Below are 24787 nucleotides of genomic sequence, written 5' to 3' on the forward strand. Positions count from 1 at the left end.
ACCATGGCAATTCCTGTTTATCTCTGGCTGAAAGACGACGGCGGCGCAGACATCAAAGGGTCTGTGGACGTTCAGGATCGTGAAGGCAGCATCGAAGTGGTTGCGCAGGATCACCGCGTTTACATCCCGACTGACAACAACACCGGCAAGCTGACCGGTACCCGTATCCACACGCCGTTCCTGTTCACCAAAGAAATCGATTCCTCCAGCCCGTACCTCTACAAGGCGGTGACCACCGGTCAGACCCTGAAATCTGCTGAGTTCAAATGGTACAAAATCAACGACGCCGGTCAGGAAGTGGAGTACTTCAACACCCGACTGGAAAACGTGAAGCTGGTGAAAGTCGCGCCGAAAATGCACGACATTAAAGATTCCTCCTTCGAGAAACACAACCATCTGGAACAGGTCGAGTTGCGTTACGAAAAAATCACCTGGACCTACAAAGACGGCAACATCATTCATTCCGATTCCTGGAACGAGCGCGCCACCGCCTGATTACGCGTCCTGTTTTGCGCCGCAGGTGCGCTGGCTGCGTTCGCCCGCTCCGGCCACAGAGTTATCTCTGTTCCCGGAGGCTGACCAGCCTGCCGCCTTCCTGCGACGTGAACGCTTTCGCGTAATCCTCGTTTTAAGCGGAGGGGGATGACCTTTCCGCTGTTTTGCTGAGTATCTGCCTGGCGGGTACTGAGTAAAAAACATTCCCTAACCGAGAAATCTGACCTGATGCGCTTTAGGTTCCTTACGACAAGGAAAAGCGATGGGCGGTAGCGTGCCTGACGGTCCTCAGACTGCGAGTTCAAGAACATGGAAAACCCGGCAATTCTTCTGCGTCGTCTCAATCCTTACTGTGCCCGTGCGATGGAAGGCGCGGCTTCGCTCTGTCAGACCCGCGCTCATGCGGAAATCCTGCCGGAGCACTGGCTGCTGAAGTTGCTGGAGCAGGGCGAAGGTGACCTCACGGTTCTGGCCCGCCGCTATGAATGGGATATGGACGGCCTGTGGCAGGATTTACTCGGCTGGCTGGAGGCACGGCCGCGCTCGGTACGCACTCGCCCGCAACTGGCGGACAGCACCCGGACCCTGATGCAGCAGGCCTGGCTGCTCGCCTCACTCAGCGGTGAAGACAATATCCGCAGCGTGCATCTGCTGATGGCGCTGGCGGATAAACCGAAGCTGGTGCGCTGCGATGGTCTGTGGCCACTGCTGACGCTCGGTAAGAGCCAGCTGGAGCGCCTGCGTCCGCTGCTGGACGCACAGTCAGACGAGCGACCGGACATTCAGCAGGAAGCCGAGCTGGCACAAAACCATGGTGGTGAAGTGGAGTTTGTTGGTCGTCCGGTCGGGGCAGAGCTGAAAGACGGTGAGCTCAACCCGGCGCTGCAGAACGCGCTGGATAAATTCACCCTCGATGTCACCGCCAAAGCGAAAGAAGGCAAGATTGACCCGGTGTTTGGCCGTGACACCGAAATCCGTCAGATGGTAGACATCCTCTCGCGCCGTCGTAAGAACAACCCGATCCTGGTCGGTGAGCCGGGCGTCGGCAAAACCGCGCTGGTCGAAGGCCTGGCGCTGCGCATTGCCGAAGGCAACGTACCGGAAAGCCTGAAACCTGTTGTACTGCGCACCCTCGACCTCGGTCTGCTGCAGGCGGGTGCGGGTGTGAAAGGCGAATTTGAACAGCGCCTGAAAAACGTCATCGATGCGGTGCAGCAGTCGCCTGTCCCGATTTTGCTGTTTATCGACGAAGCGCACACCATCATCGGCGCGGGCAACCAGGCTGGCGGCGCAGATGCGGCGAATCTGCTGAAACCCGCTCTGGCGCGCGGCGAACTGCGTACCATTGCCGCCACGACCTGGAGCGAATACAAGCAGTATTTTGAGCGCGATGCCGCGCTGGAACGCCGCTTCCAGATGGTGAAAGTGGATGAGCCGGACGACGGGACCGCCTGCCTGATGCTGCGGGGACTGAAGTCACGTTATGCAGAACATCATGGTGTCCACATTACCGACGATGCGGTGCGTGCCGCGGTGACGCTCTCCCGCCGTTATCTGACCGGCCGCCAGCTGCCGGACAAGGCCGTCGACCTGCTGGATACGGCGGCGGCGCGCGTCCGGATGAACCTCGATACGGTGCCTGAACAAATCGTGCGCCTGAAAGCACAGCTGACCGCACTGGCACTGGAAGAGCAGGCGCTGCTGGAAGATATCGCCGCCGGCAGCAGCCGTCATGGTGACCGCCTGGTTGTCATTGAGCAGCAGCGGGCTGAACTGGACGTGCGTATTCAGCAGCAGGAAGAGCGGTTCAGCAAGGAAAAGGCGCTGGTGCAGCAGCTGATGGCCAGCCGGCAGAACGTCAGCCAGCAGGCTGACATTGCCGGCCTGCAACAGCAGCTGGAACAGGCGCAGCAGGGCGACGTGCTGGTTCAGGGGGATGTGGACACCCGCACGGTCGCGAACGTGATTGCCGACTGGACCGGCGTGCCGCTCTCATCGCTGCTGAAAGATGAGCAGACCGGCCTGCTGACGCTGGAAGATGAAATCGGCAGGCGCGTGGTGGGCCAGCCGGTGGCGCTGAACGCTATCGCACAGCGTCTGCGCGCCGCCAAAACCGGGCTGACGTCAGAGAACGGCCCGCAGGGCGTGTTCCTGCTGGTCGGCCCGAGCGGAACCGGGAAAACCGAAACCGCGCTTGCGCTGGCCGATGTGCTGTACGGCGGCGAAAAGTCCCTCATCACAATTAACCTGTCGGAATACCAGGAGCCGCACACCGTTTCTCAGCTGAAGGGCTCGCCGCCGGGCTACGTCGGCTACGGCCAGGGCGGCATTCTGACTGAGGCGGTGCGCAAGCGTCCGTACAGCGTGGTGCTGCTCGATGAGGTGGAGAAAGCGCACCGCGACGTGATGAACCTGTTCTATCAGGTGTTCGACCGCGGCTTTATGCGCGACGGCGAAGGGCGTGAAATCGACTTCCGCAACACCGTGATTCTGATGACCTCGAACCTCGGCAGCGACCACCTGATGCAACTGCTGGATGAGCAGCCGGACGCCACCGAAGGCGAGCTGCACGAACTGCTGCGCCCGATTTTACGCGACCACTTCCAGCCGGCGCTGCTGGCCCGCTTCCAGACCGTGATTTACCGCCCTCTGACGGAAACCGCCATGCGCACCATCGTGCAGATGAAGCTTGCACAGGTGAGCCAGCGCTTACATCGTCACTACGGCCTGACCACGCAGTTTGATGAGAGCCTGTATGACGCCCTGACCGCCGCCTGCCTGCTGCCGGACACCGGTGCACGCAACGTCGACAGCCTGCTGAACCAGCAGATTTTACCGGTGCTGAGCCAGCAGCTGCTGACCCGGATGGCGGCTAAACAGAAACCGCAGTCGCTTACTCTGGAATGGCGTGAGGAAGAGGGGATTGCGCTGGAATTTGATCCTGTACAAGGAGTGAACGCATGAATCTCCCGATAAGATTCAGCCACAGCCACCACCTGCTGGCGGTGAAAGAGAGTGAAACAGCGCCCGACGTGCTGGCGTTTGAGGGCGATGAGGCCCTGAGCAGGCCGTTCCGTTACCGCATTGAGTTCACCAGCAGTGACCATGCCATCAGCAAAGAAATGATGCTGATGAAGGCCGCCTCCCTGACGCTGCAGGCCCCGGTTGACCAGGGCTACGGCATTAAAATACAGCAGCCGGTGCGGGTGATTCAGGGCGTGGTGACGGGCTTTGAGCGCTTCGGCACCTCAAAAGATGAAACCCACTACGCCCTGACGCTCCAGCCGCGCCTGGCGCTGCTCGACCGTTCGCATCAGAACGCCATCTACCAGGACATGTCCGTTCCGCAGATCGTGGAAAAAATCCTGCGCGAGCGTCACAGCATGCGCGGTCAGGACTTCCTGTTCTCGCTGACAAAAGAGTACCCGCGCCGTGAGCAGGTGATGCAGTACGGTGAAGACGATCTGCACTTCATCACCCGCCTGCTGGGGGAGGTGGGGATCGGGTTCCGTTTTACCACCGACACGCGGCTCAGTATTGACGTGGTGGAGTTCTTCGACAGCCGGCAGGGCTATGAGGCAGGCCCGACCCTGCCGTCGGTGCCGCCGTCGGGGCAGCATTCGGCCGGGGCGGACTCGGTATGGGCAATGGAGAGTCACCACCGCGTGGTGCAGCAGCGGGTCACGACCGGCGATTACAACTACCGTCAGGCCACGGAAGAGATGAGCGCGCAGGCCGGTGCGGTCGCCGGGGATACCATCACCTACGGTGAAGCCTACCATTATGCGGATAACTATCTGACAGCGGGTAGTACCTATGACCACAATCCGGTCCCGGAGTCCGGGGCGTTTTATGCCCGCATCCGTCATGAGCGCTACCTGAACGGCCAGACGCAGACCCGTGCCATCACCAGCTGCCCGGCGCTCGCGCCGGGTCAGGTGCTGAAGGTGACCGGCGGCTATGAGGTGGCGGAGGTCTTTGCTCAGGGCGTGGTCATCACGGCGATGCACAGCCACGCCCGGCGTGACGAAGACTTCAGGGTGAGCGTTGAGGGCATCCCGGACAGCGACGATTTTAGCTTCCGCCCTGAACCCGGCGCCCGCCCGGTGATGGCCGGCACGCTGCCGGCGCGCGTCACCAGCACCACGGAAAATGACACCTACGGACATATCGACAAAGACGGCCGCTACCGCGTCAGCATGCTGTTTGACCGGGACAGCTGGGATACGGGCTTTGAGAGCCTGTGGGTACGGCAGTCCCGCCCGTACGCCGGGGACGCTTACGGCCTGCACCTGCCGCTGCTGGCGGGGACTGAGGTGGCGATTGGCTTTGAGGACGGTAACCCGGACCGGCCCTATATCGCCGGCGTGCTGCATGACTCGGCGCACGGCGACCACGTCACCATCCGCAACTATAAGCGCAACGTGCTGCGCACGCCGGCGAACAACAAAATCCGCCTCGACGATGAGCGCGGGAAAGAGCACATCAAGATCAGCACCGAGTACGGCGGCAAGAGCCAGCTGAACCTGGGTCATCTGGTTGACGCGGAGAAGCAACAGCGCGGCGAGGGTTTTGAGCTCCGGACCGACAGCCGGGGCGCAATACGGGCGCATAAGGGGCTGTTTATCTCGGCGGACGGTCAGGCGAAGGCGCAGGGCCAGGTGCTGGAGATGGGGCCGGCCCTCACACGGCTTTCTGCTGCTTTAGCGGAAATGCAGTCCCTGGCGGCCAGCGCGCAGCAGGCTCAGGCGCTGGCAGCGGACGTCAGCCGGCAGCAGACACTCCTGAAGCAGAAAATAGAACAGCTGCGTGAGGAAGTGATACTGGGCAGCGCGCCGAAAGGAATGGCGCTGGTAAGCGGGGAAGATATGCAGCTGGCGGCCAGTGAAAACCTGACGCTGACGGCGGGCAGGCAGCTGGATGTGGGGGTGCGGAAGGACTTCACGCTGGCGGCAGGAAAGCAGCTCAGCCTGTACAGCCGGGAAGGGGCAAAGCTGTTCAGCTCGCTCAATGACATTGATATTCAGGCGCAGGGGGGGAATATCACCACCTGGTCGACGCAGGACACGCATATATCAAGCGGAAAAAAACTGGTGGTCACGGCGCAGGATGAGCTGACGCTGGTCTGCGGCGGGGGGTATATCAAAATCCAGGGCGGGGACGTTGAGATAGGCGGCCCGGGCAAGCTGCTCATCAGGAATACAGGGATAAAGAAAGCGGGCAGCGGGAGCATGCAGGGCGTGATGAAGTCGTTTGAGCCCTCAACATTTGATGAGAAATTCGTCATTACTCATCCCGTATCGGGTAAGCCGCTGGCAAATCAGAATTATGACATTCATATGCCGGATGGGAGTGTGTTGTCTGGTATTACCGATAACCTTGGGAACTCATCACTAATAACCTCAAAAGCGGTTGATGGACTGAAGATCGTATTGAAGAAATAAATAAAGGAATAGAGTTATGATGAATATGATTATGCGGCTCTGCTTTATATGTGGTGTGTTTGTTCTGAGTGGTTGTGTGGCTGGTCCTTATGGTGGAGGTGTGGCCTTTGTGAATGCTTTTTCTGCACTGAATGATACGCAGACAGAGCCAGAAAAGAAAAAACAGCAACCTAAGGTGTATGGCCCGCCACAGATAATTTATCGCATTGATAAAGATCGTTACTTTACGCTTGAGGAGTATACCCGCTGCGAAAATGGTAAAACATTCTATAACAACAAAGCCAAAGGAATTCATACCCAGATATCTCCCTCTTCAGGCTATTTATTTAAAGGGAGGATTTTCTGGTTATCAACACGTGACGATTATCTGGCATTCCCTGTGACACGGAATGAAAACAAGGCTGCCTGCATAGGGTCTGATAAGGGATGCCTGAATATTGTTGCGGTAACGACCGACGGTGGAAAAACAATGCGTTCAGTGACGTATGGTTCAAATACGCAGGATCCTAATGGGGATACAAAAGACTATGACATGCTGGTGACTGATGATGGGTTTTATATGATTAATTACTGGGATGGCAGAAGAACACCAACAAATGGCTCTGTAGATAAGTGGACATTTAATCCAGCAACTAAGGATTCAAATCCAGCCTATCCAGGAGTAACAGGCCCTGTGTATTTTAAAGAATTTGACATGGACGTTTCTAATGTAATTCAGGAAACAATGCAATGTGACAGAACACTTGAACCTGCCAATCGTTAAGGGAAATGACATGATTAATAAACAATCTGCATCAACTCGGAAAGTCAAGGTTCATATAACGGATAATGGCACCCCGTTCGCACATTCAATAACCACGCATAAAAATATTAAAATAAATGCAGAGGTGCAACCCCATTACAATTGCCTGGTCTGATTATTTTTGTTCATGGTGTTAACTCTGAAGGAGAGTGGTATAACTATGCAGAAAACTCCTTATGTGAAGGTTTAAATGTTCGACTTGGTTTGCTTGAGAGCGGCGGTTATGGTTTAAAACCAAACAAGTATTATAGTCCTCATTGGAATGATGATAAAAGCGAGCGGATCGTACCACCTCGAAAGATAAAAGAAGAAGGTCGCTCCCCTGTGATCCGTTTCTACTGGGGCTACCGGGCTGCCGAGAATGAAACTAATAAATACGCTATTCCACTAAAAAATAAACAGGGCGATAACTATTATGACCTGACGCCTGAGCAGAGAAAAAATAAAGGCCCTTTTTACTGGGGAGGGGGACCATTCCAGAATGGCTGTAACCAACTGGTCAGTTTATGGAGTGATGAAGAATTTGATAACTGGCCTTCCGCACTGGGCATCCCGGTGCCATTCAGTACGCAGTTACTGAATGGGGAGCGCGACAGGCTTCTTACAGCCGCTCCGCCACGACACTATTATGCTCATGCAGCAGGTCGTCTTGCTAAGTTAAACTATATACAGCTTAATTGCAGATTAAGAATTCGGGGGTCAGGAAAGTCACCGCGCTTAGTTTACATGAATGATGAAGTTGTTTGAGCCGTCAATCTTTGATGAAAAGTTTGTCACTACCCATACAATCTTAGATAGACCACTGGAAATGAAGCTTGCGAAGTTTATTCGCCGGGTACGAGTGTGCTGCCTGATATCACTGCTAATTAGGGGTTATCACTAATAACCTCAAAAGCGGTTGATGGACTGAAGATCGTATTGAAGAAATAAATAAAGGAATAGAGTTATGATGAATATGATTATGCGGCTCTGCTTTATATGTGGTGTGTTTGTTCTGAGTGGTTGTGTGGCTGGTCCCTACGGTGGAGGTGTGGCCTTTGTGAATCCTTTTTCTGCACTGAATGATACGCAGACAGAGACAGAAAAGAAAAAACAGCAACCTAAGGTGTATGGCCCGCCACAGATAATTTATCGCATTGATAAAGATCGTTACTTTACGCTTGAGGAGTATACCCGCTGCGAAAATGGTAAAACATTCTATAACAACAAAGCCAAAGGAATTCATACCCAGATATCTCCCTCTTCAGGCTATTTATTTAAAGGGAGGCTTTTCTGGTTATCAACACGTGACGATTATCTGGCATTCCCTGTGACACGGAATGAAAACAAGGCTGCCTGCATGGGGTCTGATAAGGGATGCCTGAATATCATTGCGGTAACGACCGACGGTGGAAAAACAATGCGTTCAGTTACCTATGGTTCAAATACGCAGGATCCTAATGGGGATACAAAAGACTATGACATGCTGGTGACTGATGATGGGTTTTATATGATTGAATACAAGCTTGCTAAGCACTCCCCAACTAGCGCTTACGCGCTAAAATGGACATTTAGTCCCGCAACTAAAACTTCACATCCCGCTTATCCTGGGGTGACTGGTCCGGTTTACCTACCAGAGCTTTCATTCGACGTTTCTCAAGTTCCCCAAGAAAGTATGCAATGTAATCGTAAACCAGAACCAAAATAATAGTCGTAAGGAATATTAGATGAACAAGAAAACGACTCCTACACGAAAGGTCGAGGTTTATACTACAGATAATGGCACCCCTTTCTCTTACTCTGTGACATCACATAAAAATGTCAAGGTCAACGCAGAGGTTCAGCCTCCCTTACAATTACCCGGTTTAATTATATTCGTTCATGGAGTGAATTCTGAGGGAGAATGGTATAACCATGCGGAGAAAGCTATTTGTAATGGTTTGAATGAGCGGTTGGGGTTATCATCTTTAGATGAGCGATTTCAATTGATGGAGAATGAATATGAAGAGTCTCATTGGAATAAAGAACATACTTCCTGGGTAATACCTCCTAGAAAAATAACTGAAGAAGGCCGCTCCCCTGTGATCCGTTTCTACTGGGGCTACCGGGCTGCCGAGAATGAAACTAATAAATACGCTATTCCACTAAAAAATAAACAGGGCGATAACTATTATGACCTGACGCCTGAGCAGAGAAAAAATAAAGGCCCTTTTTACTGGGGAGGGGGACCGTTCCAGAATGGCTGTAACCAACTGGTCAGTTTATGGAGTGATGAAGGATTTGATAACTGGCCTTCCGCACTGGGCATCCCGGTGCCATTCAGTACGCAGTTACTGAATGGGGAGCGCGACAGGCTTCTTACAGCCGCTCCGCCACGACACTATTATGCTCATGCGGCAGGGCGTCTGGCTAAGTTAATCAAAACGATTCGTGACAAACATCCTGAAGATACGGTGACAGTACTGTCACACAGCCAGGGAACTATGGTTGCCCTGGCCGCGGCTGCAATTGAAGCACCAGATGCGCTGTTTGTGATGAATTCGCCTTATGCGCTGGATAATGAGATGACAACCTATATTTCATATCCCATGAATGAAATCCTCAGTAAGGAAGCGAGAGAAGCGACATTTGCCGATATTGTAAAGAAAATTGCTGAAAACAAAACGCGTCTGAAGCAACAGGGGTGTGAAAGATTACTTGCAGGAGCCAGTAGTGAGGGTGAAAGCTGGACACCGGAAGGTAAAACCCATCGAGGTGTACCAGAGCGCGATAACCATGGAACAACCTGGATCTACTGTAATCCTCATGATCGAGTAATGGGATCTGCACCTTTGCGCAGCATTGGCTGGCAGGGATTACCCAACACAGAAGCCAGCCGTTTTAATGAACCTCATCCCTTATTTAAATCTGCGGGTGAGACACTCTATGTTCGTATGCTTGGACGAAATACTCCCTGTGGGGGTGAACCTGACTCACAAATGAACTTTAGCGATCTGGGCGATGGTCATCCATTTTGGGACAGTACGATATCAATAATGCAGAAAATGACCTGGCCTGATCCAGTAAAGGGACAAAAACTGACTATCAATGGACCAATGGTTCCTGAACCTCTGTCAGCAGAAGAATTAAAAGATTTTGACAAAGACTACCGGAGTAAAGAAAAACAAACCGATAAAATAGGGTATGGCTATGGACAGATAGATAAAGATACCGTACAGAACGGAGATATTTCTTCTGGTAAACCTGTAGATTCTGATTACCGATATTATATCTCGCTCTACGGCTATTTTGATCAGAAAATGAAGCTCAAAGATCCCTCAGGAATTAAATTACCGGGACCGGGATCCAAAGAGGAGCGCAACAGGTATGAAAAGCAGTCCAGAGCAGAAATGCTGGAAGATGTTCGTACCTATGTTCAGCGACCAACAGACCACAGCACATTGCCAATGGACGAACGCTTTATGAGCAGGGTCGTTGCTTATGATTTGCCAATTGGCTATTGCTGGCACTCCTGGGACAGAGAAAGTCTTGCTGAATTACGCCATCAGGCTGACTGGCTGGAAAGTGACGACTATTACTGGACAGGTAAGCTGACTATCCCTGCTATGCCTGCAATTATAAGAAGAGAGGTGGCAAGCGATGCCGCAGAAAAGAAAAACCATGAAATGAGACGGCTTCAACAAAAAAAATAAGTTCAAGGGTTGGCGATGCATGCACTTTAATTTAAGGAGTGAAAAATGGTGAAATTTGCCGTCGTTTTAGGTGACGCTACTTCGCATGGTGGCAAAGTCACATCAGCCTCATCCAGTTTCGATATATCTGGTAAAAATGCCGCACTTTTGAATGATACCGTCAGTTGCCCCGAACACGGCACGAATAAAATTATTGAGTGCGATGTTTCTGCATATGAAGAAAACGGGCGTGGAATTGTATTACACGGTTGCAAGACGCAGTGCGGCGCGAATGTTATCGCAAGTTTGCAGGACATGGAGGTTGGCTGATGGGATGGTCTCTGCCAAAGGTACCTGAAAAAGAGCGGGCACCGTCATGGTCGCCATGGATCTGCCTGTTGATTATTACTCTTGGCCTCTTCATTGGGTTACTTGTTGCGGTGTTGAAATCACCGACAGAAGGCTTATCTTCATTGAGCAGTGGGTACTGGTTACCACTGACGACTATGACATTTGTGGGCATTTCGACAGTCATCGCGATCTACAGTTTCTGCTGGGAAACGCTGGCCACCCGTGTCTGGAACTGGAATGAGTGGTGCCGGAATATGCGCCTTACCTGGCGCTTACACGCACATCAGCATCTCGCTATTCTTAGTCATGTTTTCATCATAGCTGATCATGGATTGCTGCCGCGCATCGCGCACGCACAGGAAGAGGGGAATTCAGATACACCGCTTTTCACACTGTTGCCGAAAGAACCGCTCACGCCTGGCATTTCACGCTTTGAGCAACTACTCCGCCACCTCATCTCTCAGATAACACCTTCGCTTCAGCGGCGATATCCTTCGGGTCCGTTACAGATTGTTGTTCAGACCAACGGTAGTGATAAAGACCGTGAATCGCTGTCATTCCACCGCATCTGGACAGTAGGGTCCTTGCCCTGGAAAGCCACGATTCATTTTCAGGATGGTAATTCGTCCTTTTGTGACTGGAATCAGTTTGTGGGATCAACAACGCGACCCGTGTTGGTACTGGCGATGCACTATCGGTTGCCCGATGACGTTCTGCCGGAATTTGCCAGCGCGTTATTTTTGATGCCACCGTCAATGCTGAATCAGGGCGAAAAAAAAACTGCGTTACGGCTATTCCGGGCGATGCCACTTAACACCCGTATGCTTGTAACTGAACTCAGTGAATTACGTGATATGGCTCTCACACCTGCCAGCAAGAAACATCTTGTCTGGCACAGCGGACTGTCTGACGCATCACGACAGTCAATGAACAGAGTCCTGAATGACCTGTCAGTCCCTTTGTATGAGGGTATTGGCACTGGCGGCGTCATTGATTATGACAACGTATGTGTCGGTTATGGTGGTCTTGCTGGCTGGTCAATGATTGGGGCTGCAGTAGATATGGCCGCATATGGGCCAGCCTGCCAGTGGTTTTTTCTCGAAGGGAAGGATGAGGCCTGGGCAGTGGCACTTGGAAATGCCGCCCCCGTTGTCGGGCATGATCATTTCGTTGTTCCAGCACCCTTTCCCGTGGGCTCTGTTCTGATGGCATTGCTGCTGAATGTTGGGCTATACAGCCTGATGATTCACTTTTTTCCTTCAATTGCATTCTCATGGTCGGGGATTGCTCTTCTGCTGTTGTCACTGGTCGTGACATTGCCCGGATTTGCCATTTTGCTGCGACGAGTTACAGCCCGTCTTCAGCGCCCTGTATTTATAAGGGCTGCACGACAGTCCGGAAAGGAATAAGCGGCATGAAAAAGGTTTCGAAAGTACTAGGGGCAGGGCTGCTCATCATCGCAGCCCTGTTTATGGTGCTCTTTGTTTTTGCACAGACAACACATCTGCCCTCCGGAAGTGGTGAAGATAATTTCTGGTATGTGCTGGCAGGTTTCATCACGCTCACTAGCGCGCTATGCACCTTGGTATTTTTACTCTGCCCCGAGAAAAGAATTCCTCTCCCGTTACGCCTGATGACAGAAGTAATGGCAGTGAGGAAAAAACATTGGATCAATATGATTTTTCAGCACTGAGCAAACATCTCAGAAGACGTTACTCGCTCTTCTGGCGTCGCAAGGTTCTTCTGCTGCTAATCACTGGCGATGAGGCGGCAATCGAACAACTGGCACCTGGCCTGAAGGAAAGTCAGTGGCTTGAAGGCAACCGTACCGTGCTGATTTTTGGCGGCAGCCTGAAGGAAGAGCCGGACAGCGAAAAATACACCGCGCTGCGTAAACTGCGTCGCGGGCGCCCACTGGACGGTATTGTACGCGTCATGCCTGAGTCGCTTAACCTGACACCACAAATCAGTGACAACGATTTACGCGGACTGGAAAAAATCAGTGAACTGCTGCGCTATTCCGCACCGGTCTGGCTGTGGCAACTGTGCAGCAGCGACTGGTCGCAGTCGAAGCGTCCTGAGCAGGCGGTAGGGGCAAGCTTTCCACTGCGCGCCAAAGCAGACGATATTTCCCGACAACTTGAACAGATGCTGCCTGCACTGCGCGCGCAGGGTGTCGATCAGGTTATCGAGAACAACAGCCACGATTTCCTGCTACGCCTTGGCCAGCATCTCAGCGACGGCGGTATCGCCCGCTGGGCTCAGCAACTGGTGCCGTGGCTCTCTGTCACCCAGCAGCGTGTTCCGCTGCGTGGCCTGATGTTCAGCCTGCCGGAGAATAAACCTGCAGGCATATCTGAGAATGGCGTAGCCTTTAATCCCACTTCTGCTGACACAGAGAGATTCCGCGCGGAATCACAACGGCATGCACTGACTCTGCCGGTGATCTGGCAGGGTATTGTTGATGACTGCACCCGTATACGTGGCCGCCGTGTCGGAATGGCGTGGGAACAAACACTCGCCTGGACACTGATGATCATTATCGGTGTCTGGGGAGCGGGGACACTGCTGTCATTTGCGGTAAACCGTCTGCAGATAGTGGCTGTTGCTGAACAGGCTCATGCCCTGGTAGAGCATCCTTCCGTATCGGATTACCAACTGACAGCGCTGCATAACCTGCGTAATGATGCTGGCCGCCTGCAACACCGTATTCAGGAAGGCGCGCCCTGGTATCAGCGCTTCGGCCTTGACCATAACCCGCAGCTGCTCGCCGCAATGCTGCCCTGGTATGGTGTGGCGAACAACCGCCTGATACGCGATCCGGCAGCTGCTGCCCTGACGCAAAAGCTTAGCGTGCTGGCAAACTCTGCACCTGGCAGCGACCAGCGAGCACAACTGGCTAAACCGGGTTATGACCAGTTGAAAGCCTGGCTGATGATGGCCCGTCCGGATAAAGCCGACGGCCCATTTTACGCACAGACCATGAAAGCCGTGCAGCCGACGCACATGGGTATCTCAACGGGCCTGTGGCAAAGTCTCTCACCGGATCTGTGGGCCTTCTATATCACCGAGCTGCCACGGCAGCCCCAGTGGAAAATCGTCCCGGATGCCTCTCTGCTCAGTCAGAGCCGTCAGGTGCTGCTGGCGCAGATTGGCCGTCGCAACGCAGAAAGCACCCTATATGAAAACATGCTCAAATCGGTACGTCGTAACTTCGCGGATATCTCTCTCGAAGACATGACCAGTGGCACCGATGCCCGGCGACTGTTCACTACCGATGAGGTGGTCCCCGGCATGTTCACCCGTCAGGCATGGCAGGGTGGAATTCAGCAGGCAATCGAGAAAGCAGCGAATTCGCGCCGCGATGAGATTGACTGGGTATTAAGTGATTCCGGCAAAGCCGTTTCGGCCGACCTGTCGCCGGAAGCGCTGAAGGCGCGTCTGACCCAGCGTTATTTCGCTGATTTTGCCGGTAACTGGCTGAGCTTCCTGAACAGTCTGCACTGGAACCCAGCGCACAATATTGCCGATGTCACCGACCAGCTGACGCTAATGAGTGATGTACGCCAGTCGCCGCTGATTGCCCTGATGAATACGCTGGCGTGGCAGGGACAGACCGGCGAGCAGCGAGCCGGCCTGTCCGATTCAATTATCAAATCCGCAAAAGAACTGGTCGGCAGTCAGGAGAAACCGGTAATCGACCAGAGCGCGGCCGGTCCGCAAGGACCGCTGGATGACACCTTTGGGCCGCTGCTGGCGCTGATGGGGAAAAACAAAGCCAGCAATGTCATGTCAGCTGACAGCACGCTGAGCCTGCAGACCTGGCTAACCCGCATCACCCGTGTACGTCTTCGCCTGCAGCAGGTAGCCAATTCATCGGATCCGCAGGAGAGCATGCAGACCCTGGCCCAGACCGTCTTCCAGGGCAAAAGCGTGGATCTGACGGATACCCAGCAGTACGGCAGCCTTGTCGCTGCCAGCCTGGGGGAAGAGTGGAGCGGTTTTGGCAACACGATGTTTGTTCAGCCGCTGACTCAGGCCTGGGAAACGGTTCTGCAGCCCTCGGCTGCCAGCCTGAATGACCGCTGGAGCCGCTCGGTGGTCGCGAACTGGCACACGGCCTTTGACGGACGCTTCCCGTTTGCAATGAGCAAGAGTGATGCTTCTCTGCCGATGCTGGCCGAGTTTATTCGTAAGGATAGTGGCCGCATCGACCGGTTCCTCAGTACGGAGCTCAACGGCGTGCTCCACAAAGAGGGGAGTCAGTGGGTGCCGGACAATTCACACAGTCAGGGCCTGACCTTTAATCCGGCTTTCCTCAGAGCAGTTAACCAGCTGAGTCAGCTGTCGGATATTTTATTTACCGATGGCAGTCAGGGGATCAGTTTTGAGTTGCAGCCACGTCCCGCGGCAGAAGTTACAGAGACTCAACTGACCATTGACGGACAAAAATTGCATTACTTTAACCAGATGGCCGACTGGCAATCTTTGCGCTGGCCGGGTGATACCTTCAGGCCAGGCACTATGCTGACCTGGACTACTATCAACGCCGGCGCGCGCCTGTTCGGGGACTACAGCGGGACCTGGGGCTTTATTCGCTGGCTGGATCAGAGCAAACGGCGGCAACTTGACCGCAGTCAGTGGATGCTGAGCTTTAGTGCCTCTGACGGCAGAACGCTGCAGTGGGTACTGAGATCGCAGCTAGGCAACGGACCGCTGGCGCTACTTTCACTGCGCAACTTCAGCCTGCCGGACCAGATATTCAGTCTGGATACCCCGGTCACCTCACAGGCTCCGGTTGATACAGATTATTCAGCCATGGAAGGAGTGGAATAATGGCGACATTACAAAATTTACTTCAGGCGATGGGCGCTGATGAGAAGACGTTACTGGAGAGTGCCAGGTCGCGCTGTGCTGAATGGGAACGCTGGCTGGAGCCTGTTAGCGACGATGCGCCTACCGGAGAGGACCCAGGCTACGATGACGATTTCCAGCGCATCCGTGAAGAGGTCAACAAACTTTCCGGCATTGATACCGGGCTGATATGCCAGTTGGCGGAAAAGCTGCTGACCGGCTGCTGCAAGGATCTGCGCGTTATTACTTTCTATGTCTGGGCGCGCCTGCATCAGGATGGTGAGTCCGGACTGGCACAGGGGATTGAACTGCTGGCGGCAATGCTTGAGCGGTTCGGTGCCCGGCTGCATCCGTTACGCGACCGGAGCCGCAAATCAGCTCTGGAGTGGCTGGGTAGCGGCCGCTTAATTGATAGCCTTTCCTTATATCCGGAAGTGGATTTGTCGGTGATGCAGCGCATCACAGCTGGCCTGCTACTTTCGGAGCAGGCTTTTCAATGGTTTGATGAAAATGCCCGTCCCGAACTCGGCGGACTGTATCAGGCGCTGGACAACCGGCTGGTACAGAACGGCGGTGCCAACAGTCTGGTGCCTCAGACCAGCCGTGAGGATAGCGCGGCAGCCGTGTCAGTAACTTCTGCGCCAGTAATGAGCGCTGTTACATCCGGGCGTGATTTGCTAGATCAGGCGAAAGTGCTGGCGAAATATCTTCGCGATCAGCCTGGAGGCTGGCTGGCCGGGCATCATCTGTTGAAAAGTGTCCGCTGGGATACGTTGACCGAACTGCCGCCGCTGGATGCGACGGGGCGTACGCGTCTGGTTCCACCTAAGCCAGACAGCAGGGCTCACCTCAAGCGACTCTACCTGCAAAAAAGTTGGTCTGAATTGCTGGAGCATACAGACACGTTGCTGGCGCAGGGCGTCAATCATCTGTGGCTGGATGTGCAGTGGTACGCCTGTCAGGCACTGGCAAAACTCGATAGCGATAGGGTGCGCGCAGATATTCTCTGCCGTGATCTCAAAGGTTTGCTGGCCCGCCTTCCTGGGCTGGAAGCACTGGCTTTCAGTGACGGAACACCCTTTGCTGACGAGGTGACGCTGAATTGGATAAACGAAAGCGTACTGGATGATATGGCTGGCTGGAAAGAGGGGACGGTATCAGTCGTTGCTGTGGGCAGCGATGATGTGCTGGCACTGGAGCCTGAAGTGTTAACAAAAGCCGATACAGAAGGATTTGAAGCCGCGCTTAACTGGCTTCAGGTTCAGTCGGGTTACACTTCTTCCCGTAACCAGTGGCTGATGCGTCTGCTGATGGCCCGGGTGAGCGAGCAGTACGGAAAAAATGAAATGGCACTGCACCTGCTGGGTGAGCTCGACTCCGGTGCCCGCGAACTCACGCTTAAGCAGTGGACGCCTGAGCTGATATTTGAAGTCAAAGCTCGCCGGCTAAAACTGCTGCGGGGCAAAGCCGCACGCAGCGAAGCTGATAAAACGCGGCTGCAGCCTGAAATGGACATGCTGCTATCCGGGCTTATCTCACTGGATCCTGCTCGGGCCGCGGTGCTGTGCGGCTGAGTACCTCTCAACGGAAAACAGAGTGCTATGGCAGAAGGTAACCCTGCGGTGGTGGGGTATCTTTCTGTATTAACAGGCATTGCTCAGTGAGGGAAGCCCGCTGTAATGGTGTTCCGTCAGGCCAGCAGCCACCCGCCAGATAGCAGACTGTTCTCTTCGAAACCAGCATTAACGATCCTTCACTTCATCTGGTGCCTTCATTGGGGCTGGATTTTTCTTCACCGCTCAACAAGCAGTAATCAACACACAGACATAATTATGGATGACTTAACCCTGCGTTATTACGACGCTGAAATGCGCTACCTGCTTGAAGCAGGCGAAGAGTTTGCCCGTGCTCATCCGGAGCAGGCTGCAATGCTCAATCTCGATAAAGCGGGTGCGCGCGACCCGTACGTGGAGCGCCTGTTTGAAGGCTTTGCCTTTTTGATGGGACGACTGCGTGAAAAGCTGGATGATGACCTGCCAGAACTGACCGAAGGGCTGGTCAGCCTGCTGTGGCCGCATTATCTGCGCACTATTCCGTCGATGTCGGTAGTGGAGTTCACGCCGGACTGGCGCGAAATGAAAGAGCCGATGCGTATCGCTAAAGGCTTCGAAGTCCTTTCCCGACCAATCGGTGAAAAAGGCACGCGCTGCCGCTACAGCAGTACGAAGGCGATCAATCTTCAGCCACTGTCACTGGAACGCGCCCGGTTGTCGACCGATCCTGATGGCCGCTCTGTTATCTCGCTGCGCTTTCATTGCAGCAAACTGGCGGACTGGAGCCGTATCGATCTCAGCCATATTCCATTCTATTTCAATGCGGATGCACCGCTGGCCTGCGCCATGCACGAAGCCTTCACCATGAATGTGTCCCGGATGTGGCTGCGGATGCCGGGTGAGCCGGACAGAAGGGGGCTGGAGGGGCGTTTCACCGCGCTCGGGTTTGACGATGACGATACCCTCTGGCCGAAGGGCAACAGCAGCTTTAGTGGCTATCAACTGCTGCTGGAGTACTTTACCTTCCGCGAGAAATTCATGTTCACCGGGCTGCGCGGGCTGGAGAGCGTAGCATGGCCATCGGATCTTCCCTGGTTTGAAATCGACGTGGTGCTGGCGGAACGCTGGGAGCATGACTTCAGCTTTACCGAGAAGCACCTGCGTCTTAACTGCGTGCCGGTGATTAATCTGTTCCCACTGGAATCGGATCCGCTGACGCTGAACTCGCTGCAGACGGAATATATGCTGCGCCCGATGCGCGTACAGGATGGTCACACGGAAATTTACGCCGTCGACTCAGTAACGTCCTCCAGTCAGCAGACTTATGTGCCGTTCTCCAGTTTTCGTCATAAAGGCGGGATGATGCGCCACGAAGCGCCTGAGTATTACTACCACACTCGCGTTCGCCGCGGTCCGTCCGGACTACATAATACCTGGCTGATTCTTGGGGGCGAAGCCTTTGACAATCATACGGTACCGGAAGACGAAAGCCTGTCGCTGACGCTGACTGGCACTCACGGCCAGTTACCGCGCCGCGCGCTGCAAAGTACAGTTCTTGATACGGTAATGAAAACCACCTCAGCCAGTATCGCCGTCCGCAACCTTTGCGCGCCAACGCTGCCCTGTTATCCGCCAGCACAGGACCGTTTTCACTGGCGTGTGCTAAGTCATCTCGGCAGTGGTTTTCTTCCGATGATGGATAATGCTGACGTGCTGCGCGGCACCCTGGCGCTGTATGAGTGGACCGACAGTGAGATGAACCGCCGCCGTCTGGAAGCCATTATCGATGTGAAGCACAGCGAAACTGAGCGCTTCGAACAGGGTTACCTGGTGCGCGGCGTCCAGATTGACGTGACGCTGGACAGCCACGGCTTTGCCGGGCGTGGTGACATCTGCCTGTTTGGCGAGATGCTGAGCCGCTTCTTTGCACTCTATACCGACATCTATCTGTTTAACCGTCTGATTATTACCCTGCAACCGACCGGAGAACGCCTGGAATGGGAAGAGAAGCACAACCGCCGCATTCCCGGCTGACCCCGCGGCTGGAAGCCGACCTTCACCGTATTAACTTTTATCGTTTCTGTCAGCTGCTGGAGAAGCGTCATCCGGGCAGTCCGCTGCTCGGTTCTACCAGCCATCCGGCTGATGACCCGGTGCGCTTTGTGCCTTATCCGGGGATGGGTTTTCCGGTCAGTGAGCTTAAATCTGTTGAATACGACGAAGATGATGAGAGTAAACCGCCACGCATCCGCACTACGTTTATGGGGATGTACGGCGTCGACTCACCGTTGCCGACCGCCTATCTCGATGATATTACGCAACGCCGGGAAGGGCATGAGGCACTGCAGGGCTTCCTCGATATTTTCAGCCATCGCATCCTGACGCAGTTTTACCGTATCTGGCGTAAGTACTCTTACCCGGCGACCTTCGAGCCCGGCGGGACCGACAGCATCTCACAGTCGCTGCTGGGCCTGGTGGGTCTGGGGATTCCAGGCACCGCAGAGCATATTGCTACGCCGGTATCTCGCTTTTTGTCGCTGCTTGGGGTGCTGCAGCAGCCCGGAAAAACTCAGCAGGGGATGCAGGCGCTGGTCAGCCTGCTGGCACCTGAAACCCGGGTACAGGTCAGCCCGTACTCTCTGCGTCCGGTGGAGATTACCCGGCCGCTTGGCTTTTACGGTGATGAAGACTTTCTGCTGGATGGCAATACGCCGCTTGGCGACGAGGCGATGGATGCGAACAGTCAGCTATTGATTGCGCTGTTCACCGATGATGAGCGGGAATCGCAGGGCTGGAAGCCAGATGGCCTGCTGTATCAGGATTTTCTGGTCATGCTGCGGGTCTATCTGGGCTGGCGCTTTAAAGCAAAAATCACCCTGACCACGCAGACTCGTCTGCTGGCCGTTCCGCCGCTTGGCGAGGGGCCTTTCTGGCTTGGGATGAACGGCGTGCTGGGTGCCGATCAGGAGACACTGGCGGACGATATCCCGCAGACTTTCACCACGGAACTGGGCTGCTACAGTGGCCTGCAGCCCGCAATATTACAACAAGGAAACCGACGTGTTACGTATAAGTTTGACTAAGGCGGCATGCTGGCTGCCCATATTGCTGGCCCTGAGCCTGACGGGCTGTGGCCTGACACAACGCGTCAGTGACGGGACCAAATCGGCCTTCACCGCAGTGTTCTATAAGAAGATCAAAGTGCTGCATCTCGATTTCACCGCGCGTGAAGCGCTGAATACCGATGAACGAGAGAGCAACTCTCTGTCTGAATCGCTTGTGGTGAGAATTTATCAGCTCAGGGATCGTAAAACCTTCGATAAGACGGTGTACCAGCAACTGCTGAAGGAAGGGGAAACGGTGCTGGCCGCAGATCTGTTGTCCACTCGTGATGTGGTGATTAAACCGGGTGGTGACGTGCAGCTTGATATGCCGATGGAAGAGGCGGCGAAATATGTGGGCGTGGTGGGATTGTTCCGCCATCCCGATCAGGTGAAAAACAGATGGAAGCTGACGATTGAGCGTGAAGCGCTTGATCCCGACAAGGCCAGGGTGATTGAGGCCGGGAATAACTCTCTGACGCTGATCGCGGTGAAGGATAAATAATGCCCCAGAACCACAAGACGCCCTCGCTGTATGAGATGCTCGCCGGAAATTTCTCCGGTGGCCTCGATTTACATCAGGTCAGTGAAGAAAACCAGGTGATCATGTCCGTACTCGACAACATGCAGCGCGTCCTGAACTGTCGTGCCGGGACGCTGGCTCATCTTCCTGACTATGGTTTGCCGGACATGACCAAAATTCTCCAGGAAATGCCGGGTACGGCACATGAACTGATGGGAACGCTGTCGGCGGTATTGCTCAAATATGAGCCACGTCTGAAAAGCATTAAGGTCGTGCTGCTCGACCAGGTTATTCCGGGAGAGTTACGTTATGCCATCGATGCTGAACTGAAAGGTGTTGGACTGGTTCGCTACGGTACTGAGTTTATGCCGGAAGGACGGGTGCTCATCAGGCATATGAAACAGCAGCACTATCTTGAGCCTCGGGCGTCAACATACTGACCTGAGTCACCACGATTTTTCCTCCCTGAGTTTATCTTCATGACCAATTTCTCTGACCGCCGGATAAAAACCGGCAGCGATCCGCGCAGGCTTCCTGATTACGCTGCACTGCGCAATGAACTGGCTAAACTCTCGCATCCGGCCCGTCCCGATGTGAACTGGCAGTCTGTCGAAAAACGCTGTGATGCATTGTTTGAGCAGAATGGCGTGGAGTTGCAGTCGGCGGCCTGGTATACGCTGGCGCGTACGCATCTGGCCGGACTTTCCGGCTTGAATGAAGGCTTGTCGTTACTGGAAACCCTGATCACCCATCAGTGGGACGCGCTCTGGCCGCAGCCTGTGGCGGTAAGGATGGAAATTCTGTGCAGCCTCAGTCAGCGGATGCAACAGCTGCTGCGCACCTTCTCGCCCAGCGACAGCGACTACAGCGCGCTCAATCTTGCTGAGCAGCAGCTGACCCGTCTGATAAGCGCGCTACAGCGACGGGAGCTTACCCCTTTGAGCCCGCTGAATGCTTTGCTCAGCCTGATACACCACAGTGCTGTCAGGCTGGAGAAGAGTGACAGCGCCGCGGCGCCAGTCGTTGAAAATGATCCTGACGTAGTCCTTACCAGCACCGGGATTTCAGCGGCTCCCTCACCAGAAACGACCCGGTCGGCCAATGAGGTGAAGTGGATTTATCTGGTGCCGCCGGAACCCCAGCCTGCGACGAACCCGCAGATCCCGCCGCCTGCTGCTGCAACGTTATGGCAGCCGTTTGCGCTGGGAATGTTGGCCATGCTGGTGCTAGCCAGCGTCGCGCTGTGGAGCTGGAACCTTTTTCAGCGTCCGGACCCGCTGCAGACACCACTTGCTTCATCACTGTCAGCGTTACCTTCGGTACTCTCACCGATGCAGCTGGAGGCGCTTCGTCAGCAGGGCCCGCTCTCTGACGCGCTATTTACCGCGACACAGCAGCAGCTTACCCGTCTCAGCCAGTTACCGCCGGACTGGGCAACGGATTACAGCCGTCAGCTGGTGAAACAGGCTCAGGTGCTGTGGCCGGAAAAATCGCGTCAACTGACACAACAGTGGCAGCAGCAGGTTAACGCCGCGGCTTTACCTGCCGATACGATGAATGGATGGCATCAGGGCATGACGGAATTGCAGACTCTGGCGGACAAATTAAATGCTCTGGATGAAAAGCGAGGCAGGTACCTGACGGTCAGCGAGCTTAAATCAGCGGTCTTCAGCATGATGACGCATTTTCGGCAGACGATACCCGTAGAGGAACAGTTGCGGCTCATTCGTCAGCTACCAGACGATTCACCTGCCAGGCAGCAGCAGATCGAGCAAGCCGGGCAGCATCTGCGTGCACAGGCCTATGCGCTGATGAAGGAGAAAGAAAAAGAGACCACGGCAGCATCATTCTGATCTCGCTTTCCGCTGATGAGTGGATTCAGCAATGATCGCTTCCGCTTACAACACTGCTGGCCGCGCCGGTCAGCATTGTTGATGCCATCAGTGCGATACCGCTGCGCCGCTATGATCTGAAAACAACAGATTGATCTTCCGGCAGATCCCTTAACCCGTTACCAGGCTGAGTTAAAGTGCAGCAGATGGCAGCCAGCACTTCATCGCCTCCTTTCAAAGGGCGCTCCATAGCTTCTGAAAACAAAAATCCACGCCAGGGCGTGGATTTTATCGGGTATGTTGCGCTGCATCAGGTTCAGTGAAACCCCATGTGACAACAGAAACCAATCAGACGTTAAACAGGAAGTTCATCACGTCGCCATCTTTGACGATGTACTCTTTCCCTTCAGAACGCATCTTGCCGGCTTCTTTCGCGCCTTGCTCGCCTTTATAAGCGATAAAGTCTTCAAAGGCGATGGTCTGTGCACGGATGAAGCCTTTCTCGAAGTCGGTATGGATTTTACCGGCTGCCTGTGGAGCCGTAGCGCCTACCGGGATGGTCCAGGCACGCACTTCTTTCACGCCTGCGGTGAAGTAAGTCTGCAGGTTCAGCAGGGAGTAACCGGCACGGATCACACGGTTCAGGCCTGGCTCTTCCAGTCCCAGTTCCGCCATGAACTCATCACGATCTTCATCTTCCAGCTCAGCGATATCTGATTCCACCGCAGCACACACCGGCACCACCACGGAACCTTCCGCTTCGGCGATGGCACGCACCTGATCAAGGTAAGGGTTGTTCTCAAAACCGTCTTCATTGACGTTAGCGATGTACATGGTCGGCTTCAGCGTCAGGAAGCTCAGATAGCGAATTGCCGCTTTCTCATCAGCATCCAGATCCAGCGAACGCAGCATACCGGCTTCAGAGAGATGCGGCAGGCACTTCTCCAGCGCAGCCAGTTCGGCTTTCGCGTCTTTATCGCCGCCTTTGGCTTTCTTCTGCACGCGCTGAATCGCACGTTCGCAGGTATCGAGATCGGAGAGCGCCAGTTCGGTGTTGATGACGTCAATATCTTCAGCCGGGTTTACTTTGCCCGCAACGTGAATGATGTTGTCGTTCTCAAAGCAGCGCACCACGTGACCGATCGCTTCGGTTTCACGGATGTTGGTCAGGAACTGGTTACCCAGTCCTTCACCTTTTGACGCGCCTTTTACCAGGCCAGCGATGTCGACGAATTCCATGGTCGTAGGCACCACGCGCTGCGGTTTAACAATCTCAGACAGCTGATCGAGACGCAGGTCAGGCATCGGCACCACGCCAGTGTTGGGCTCAATGGTGCAGAAGGGGAAGTTAGCCGCTTCGATACCCGCTTTAGTCAGCGCGTTAAACAGCGTGGATTTACCGACGTTCGGCAGGCCGACGATACCGCATTTGAATCCCATGGTTTGATACCCTTTATAACTGGATGGACAGCCCGCCCGGCGGCGCACTGTCGGAGACGAAATGAAAATTTTCGCGCATTATACACAGAATCGCGACGATTCGGGCGATTAAGCAGGCTTGAAAGCGTGCAGCCGGTTCATCGCCTTGATGCGATCTTCTTTCAGCCACAGTTCGGTGCAGCGCACCGCTTCATCAATGGCGTCATCAATCAGTTTCTGCTCACTGGCGGGCGGTTTGCCCAGCACAAATCCGGTTACCTTATTGCGATCGCCCGGATGACCGATGCCGATGCGCAGACGGTGGAAGTTATTGTTGTTGCCCAGCTTACTGATGATGTCCTTCAGCCCATTATGGCCACCATGCCCGCCGCCTTGCTTAAACTTCGCTACGCCTGGCGGCAAGTCGAGTTCATCGTGGGCCACCAGAATCTCTTCCGGTGCAATGCGATAGAAGGTCGCCATTGCGGCCACCGCTTTGCCGCTCAGGTTCATAAAAGTGGTCGGCACCAGCAAGCGCACATCTTCTCCGGCGATCGCCAGACGGGCGGTATAGCCGAAGAATTTACCTTCCTCTTTCAGTGACTGATTGTGGCGCTCAGCCAGTAAATCCAGATACCAGGCACCGGCATTATGGCGCGTGGCGGCATATTCAGCGCCGGGATTGGCAAGACCCACAATCAGTTTAATGCTGCTCACAATGAATATCCTGCTGTTATTGCCAAAGGGCGTTAGTTTACTTCGC

The 24787-nt window shown here is 54.4% G+C and carries 18 protein-coding genes and 1 pseudogene; 17 read left to right on the forward strand and 2 right to left on the reverse strand.

What is annotated here, in order from left to right:
• The first annotated feature begins 3 nt into the window (after positions 1–3).
• The 17 genes and pseudogenes from WFK59_RS03850 to WFK59_RS03930 all read left to right on the forward strand — a co-directional run bounded on the left by WFK59_RS03850 (position 4) and on the right by WFK59_RS03930 (position 22626).
• Positions 4–495, forward strand: coding sequence for an Hcp family type VI secretion system effector (locus WFK59_RS03850; protein WP_233984552.1), 492 nt, complete (start codon positions 4–6; stop codon positions 493–495).
• 309 nt (positions 496–804) lie between these two features.
• Positions 805–3459 carry a type VI secretion system ATPase TssH gene (gene tssH, locus WFK59_RS03855; protein WP_336755046.1) on the forward strand — a complete coding sequence of 885 codons (2655 nt, stop codon included), beginning with the start codon at positions 805–807 and terminating at the stop codon, positions 3457–3459.
• Entirely contained in the window at positions 3456–5939 is a 2484-nt protein-coding gene (locus WFK59_RS03860; protein WP_336755047.1) for a type VI secretion system Vgr family protein, read from the forward strand. Before tssH ends, WFK59_RS03860 begins: the two co-directional genes overlap by 4 nt.
• Before the next feature lie 16 nt (positions 5940–5955).
• Positions 5956–6702: a T6SS immunity protein Tli3 family protein gene (locus tag WFK59_RS03865; RefSeq protein WP_336755049.1), complete on the forward strand. Its 747-nt coding sequence runs from the start codon at positions 5956–5958 to the stop codon at positions 6700–6702.
• A 141-nt stretch (positions 6703–6843) separates the two neighbouring features.
• Positions 6844–7488, forward strand: coding sequence for a T6SS effector phospholipase Tle3 domain-containing protein (locus WFK59_RS03870; RefSeq protein WP_336755050.1), 645 nt, complete (start codon positions 6844–6846; stop codon positions 7486–7488).
• A 199-nt stretch (positions 7489–7687) separates the two neighbouring features.
• Positions 7688–8428: a T6SS immunity protein Tli3 family protein gene (locus WFK59_RS03875; protein ID WP_336755052.1), complete on the forward strand. Its 741-nt coding sequence runs from the start codon at positions 7688–7690 to the stop codon at positions 8426–8428.
• A 19-nt stretch (positions 8429–8447) separates the two neighbouring features.
• Positions 8448–10412 carry a T6SS effector phospholipase Tle3 domain-containing protein gene (locus WFK59_RS03880; RefSeq protein WP_336755054.1) on the forward strand — a complete coding sequence of 655 codons (1965 nt, stop codon included), beginning with the start codon at positions 8448–8450 and terminating at the stop codon, positions 10410–10412.
• A 45-nt stretch (positions 10413–10457) separates the two neighbouring features.
• Entirely contained in the window at positions 10458–10721 is a 264-nt protein-coding gene (locus tag WFK59_RS03885) for a PAAR domain-containing protein (protein ID WP_336755056.1), read from the forward strand.
• Positions 10721–12151 (forward strand): hypothetical protein, encoded by a 1431-nt coding sequence (locus WFK59_RS03890; RefSeq protein ID WP_336755058.1) that lies wholly within the window; start codon positions 10721–10723, stop codon positions 12149–12151. Before WFK59_RS03885 ends, WFK59_RS03890 begins: the two co-directional genes overlap by 1 nt.
• Before the next feature lie 5 nt (positions 12152–12156).
• Positions 12157–12435: a hypothetical protein gene (locus tag WFK59_RS03895; RefSeq protein WP_336755059.1), complete on the forward strand. Its 279-nt coding sequence runs from the start codon at positions 12157–12159 to the stop codon at positions 12433–12435.
• Positions 12436–12443: 8 nt separating this feature from the next.
• Positions 12444–15578: pseudogene (locus tag WFK59_RS03900) on the forward strand (ImcF-related family protein); the annotation flags it as partial.
• A complete protein-coding gene (gene tssA, locus WFK59_RS03905) occupies positions 15578–17170 on the forward strand; it encodes a type VI secretion system protein TssA (RefSeq protein WP_336755060.1) in 1593 nt (530 codons plus the stop codon). The pseudogene WFK59_RS03900 and the gene tssA, both read left to right, overlap by 1 nt.
• Before the next feature lie 258 nt (positions 17171–17428).
• Complete coding sequence (gene tssF / locus WFK59_RS03910) at positions 17429–19183, forward strand: type VI secretion system baseplate subunit TssF (RefSeq protein WP_233984542.1); 1755 nt, start codon at positions 17429–17431, stop codon at positions 19181–19183.
• The gene (gene tssG, locus WFK59_RS03915) at positions 19147–20232 is read left to right on the forward strand and encodes a type VI secretion system baseplate subunit TssG (RefSeq protein WP_336755061.1); all 1086 of its coding nucleotides are present in this window, start codon (positions 19147–19149) and stop codon (positions 20230–20232) included. The genes tssF and tssG overlap by 37 nt, the downstream gene beginning before the upstream one ends.
• The gene (tssJ, locus tag WFK59_RS03920; RefSeq protein WP_336755062.1) at positions 20210–20755 is read left to right on the forward strand and encodes a type VI secretion system lipoprotein TssJ; all 546 of its coding nucleotides are present in this window, start codon (positions 20210–20212) and stop codon (positions 20753–20755) included. The genes tssG and tssJ overlap by 23 nt, the downstream gene beginning before the upstream one ends.
• On the forward strand, positions 20755–21213 hold the full coding sequence (gene tssE, locus WFK59_RS03925) for a type VI secretion system baseplate subunit TssE (RefSeq protein WP_336755063.1): 459 nt from the start codon (positions 20755–20757) through the stop codon (positions 21211–21213). The genes tssJ and tssE overlap by 1 nt, the downstream gene beginning before the upstream one ends.
• A 39-nt stretch (positions 21214–21252) precedes the next feature.
• Complete coding sequence (locus WFK59_RS03930) at positions 21253–22626, forward strand: VasL domain-containing protein (RefSeq protein WP_336755064.1); 1374 nt, start codon at positions 21253–21255, stop codon at positions 22624–22626.
• Between the two features lie 327 nt (positions 22627–22953).
• On the opposite strand, the gene ychF is transcribed toward WFK59_RS03930, so the two are convergent.
• The gene (gene ychF, locus WFK59_RS03935; RefSeq protein WP_031375312.1) at positions 22954–24045 is read right to left on the reverse strand and encodes a redox-regulated ATPase YchF; all 1092 of its coding nucleotides are present in this window, start codon (positions 24043–24045) and stop codon (positions 22954–22956) included.
• Positions 24046–24153: 108 nt separating this feature from the next.
• A complete protein-coding gene (gene pth, locus WFK59_RS03940) occupies positions 24154–24741 on the reverse strand; it encodes an aminoacyl-tRNA hydrolase (RefSeq protein WP_233984537.1) in 588 nt (195 codons plus the stop codon).
• Positions 24742–24787 lie beyond the last annotated feature (46 nt).

It is taken from the genome of Pantoea sp. USHLN298, from assembly GCF_037149395.1.
Lineage (GTDB): Bacteria > Pseudomonadota > Gammaproteobacteria > Enterobacterales > Enterobacteriaceae > Pantoea > Pantoea astica.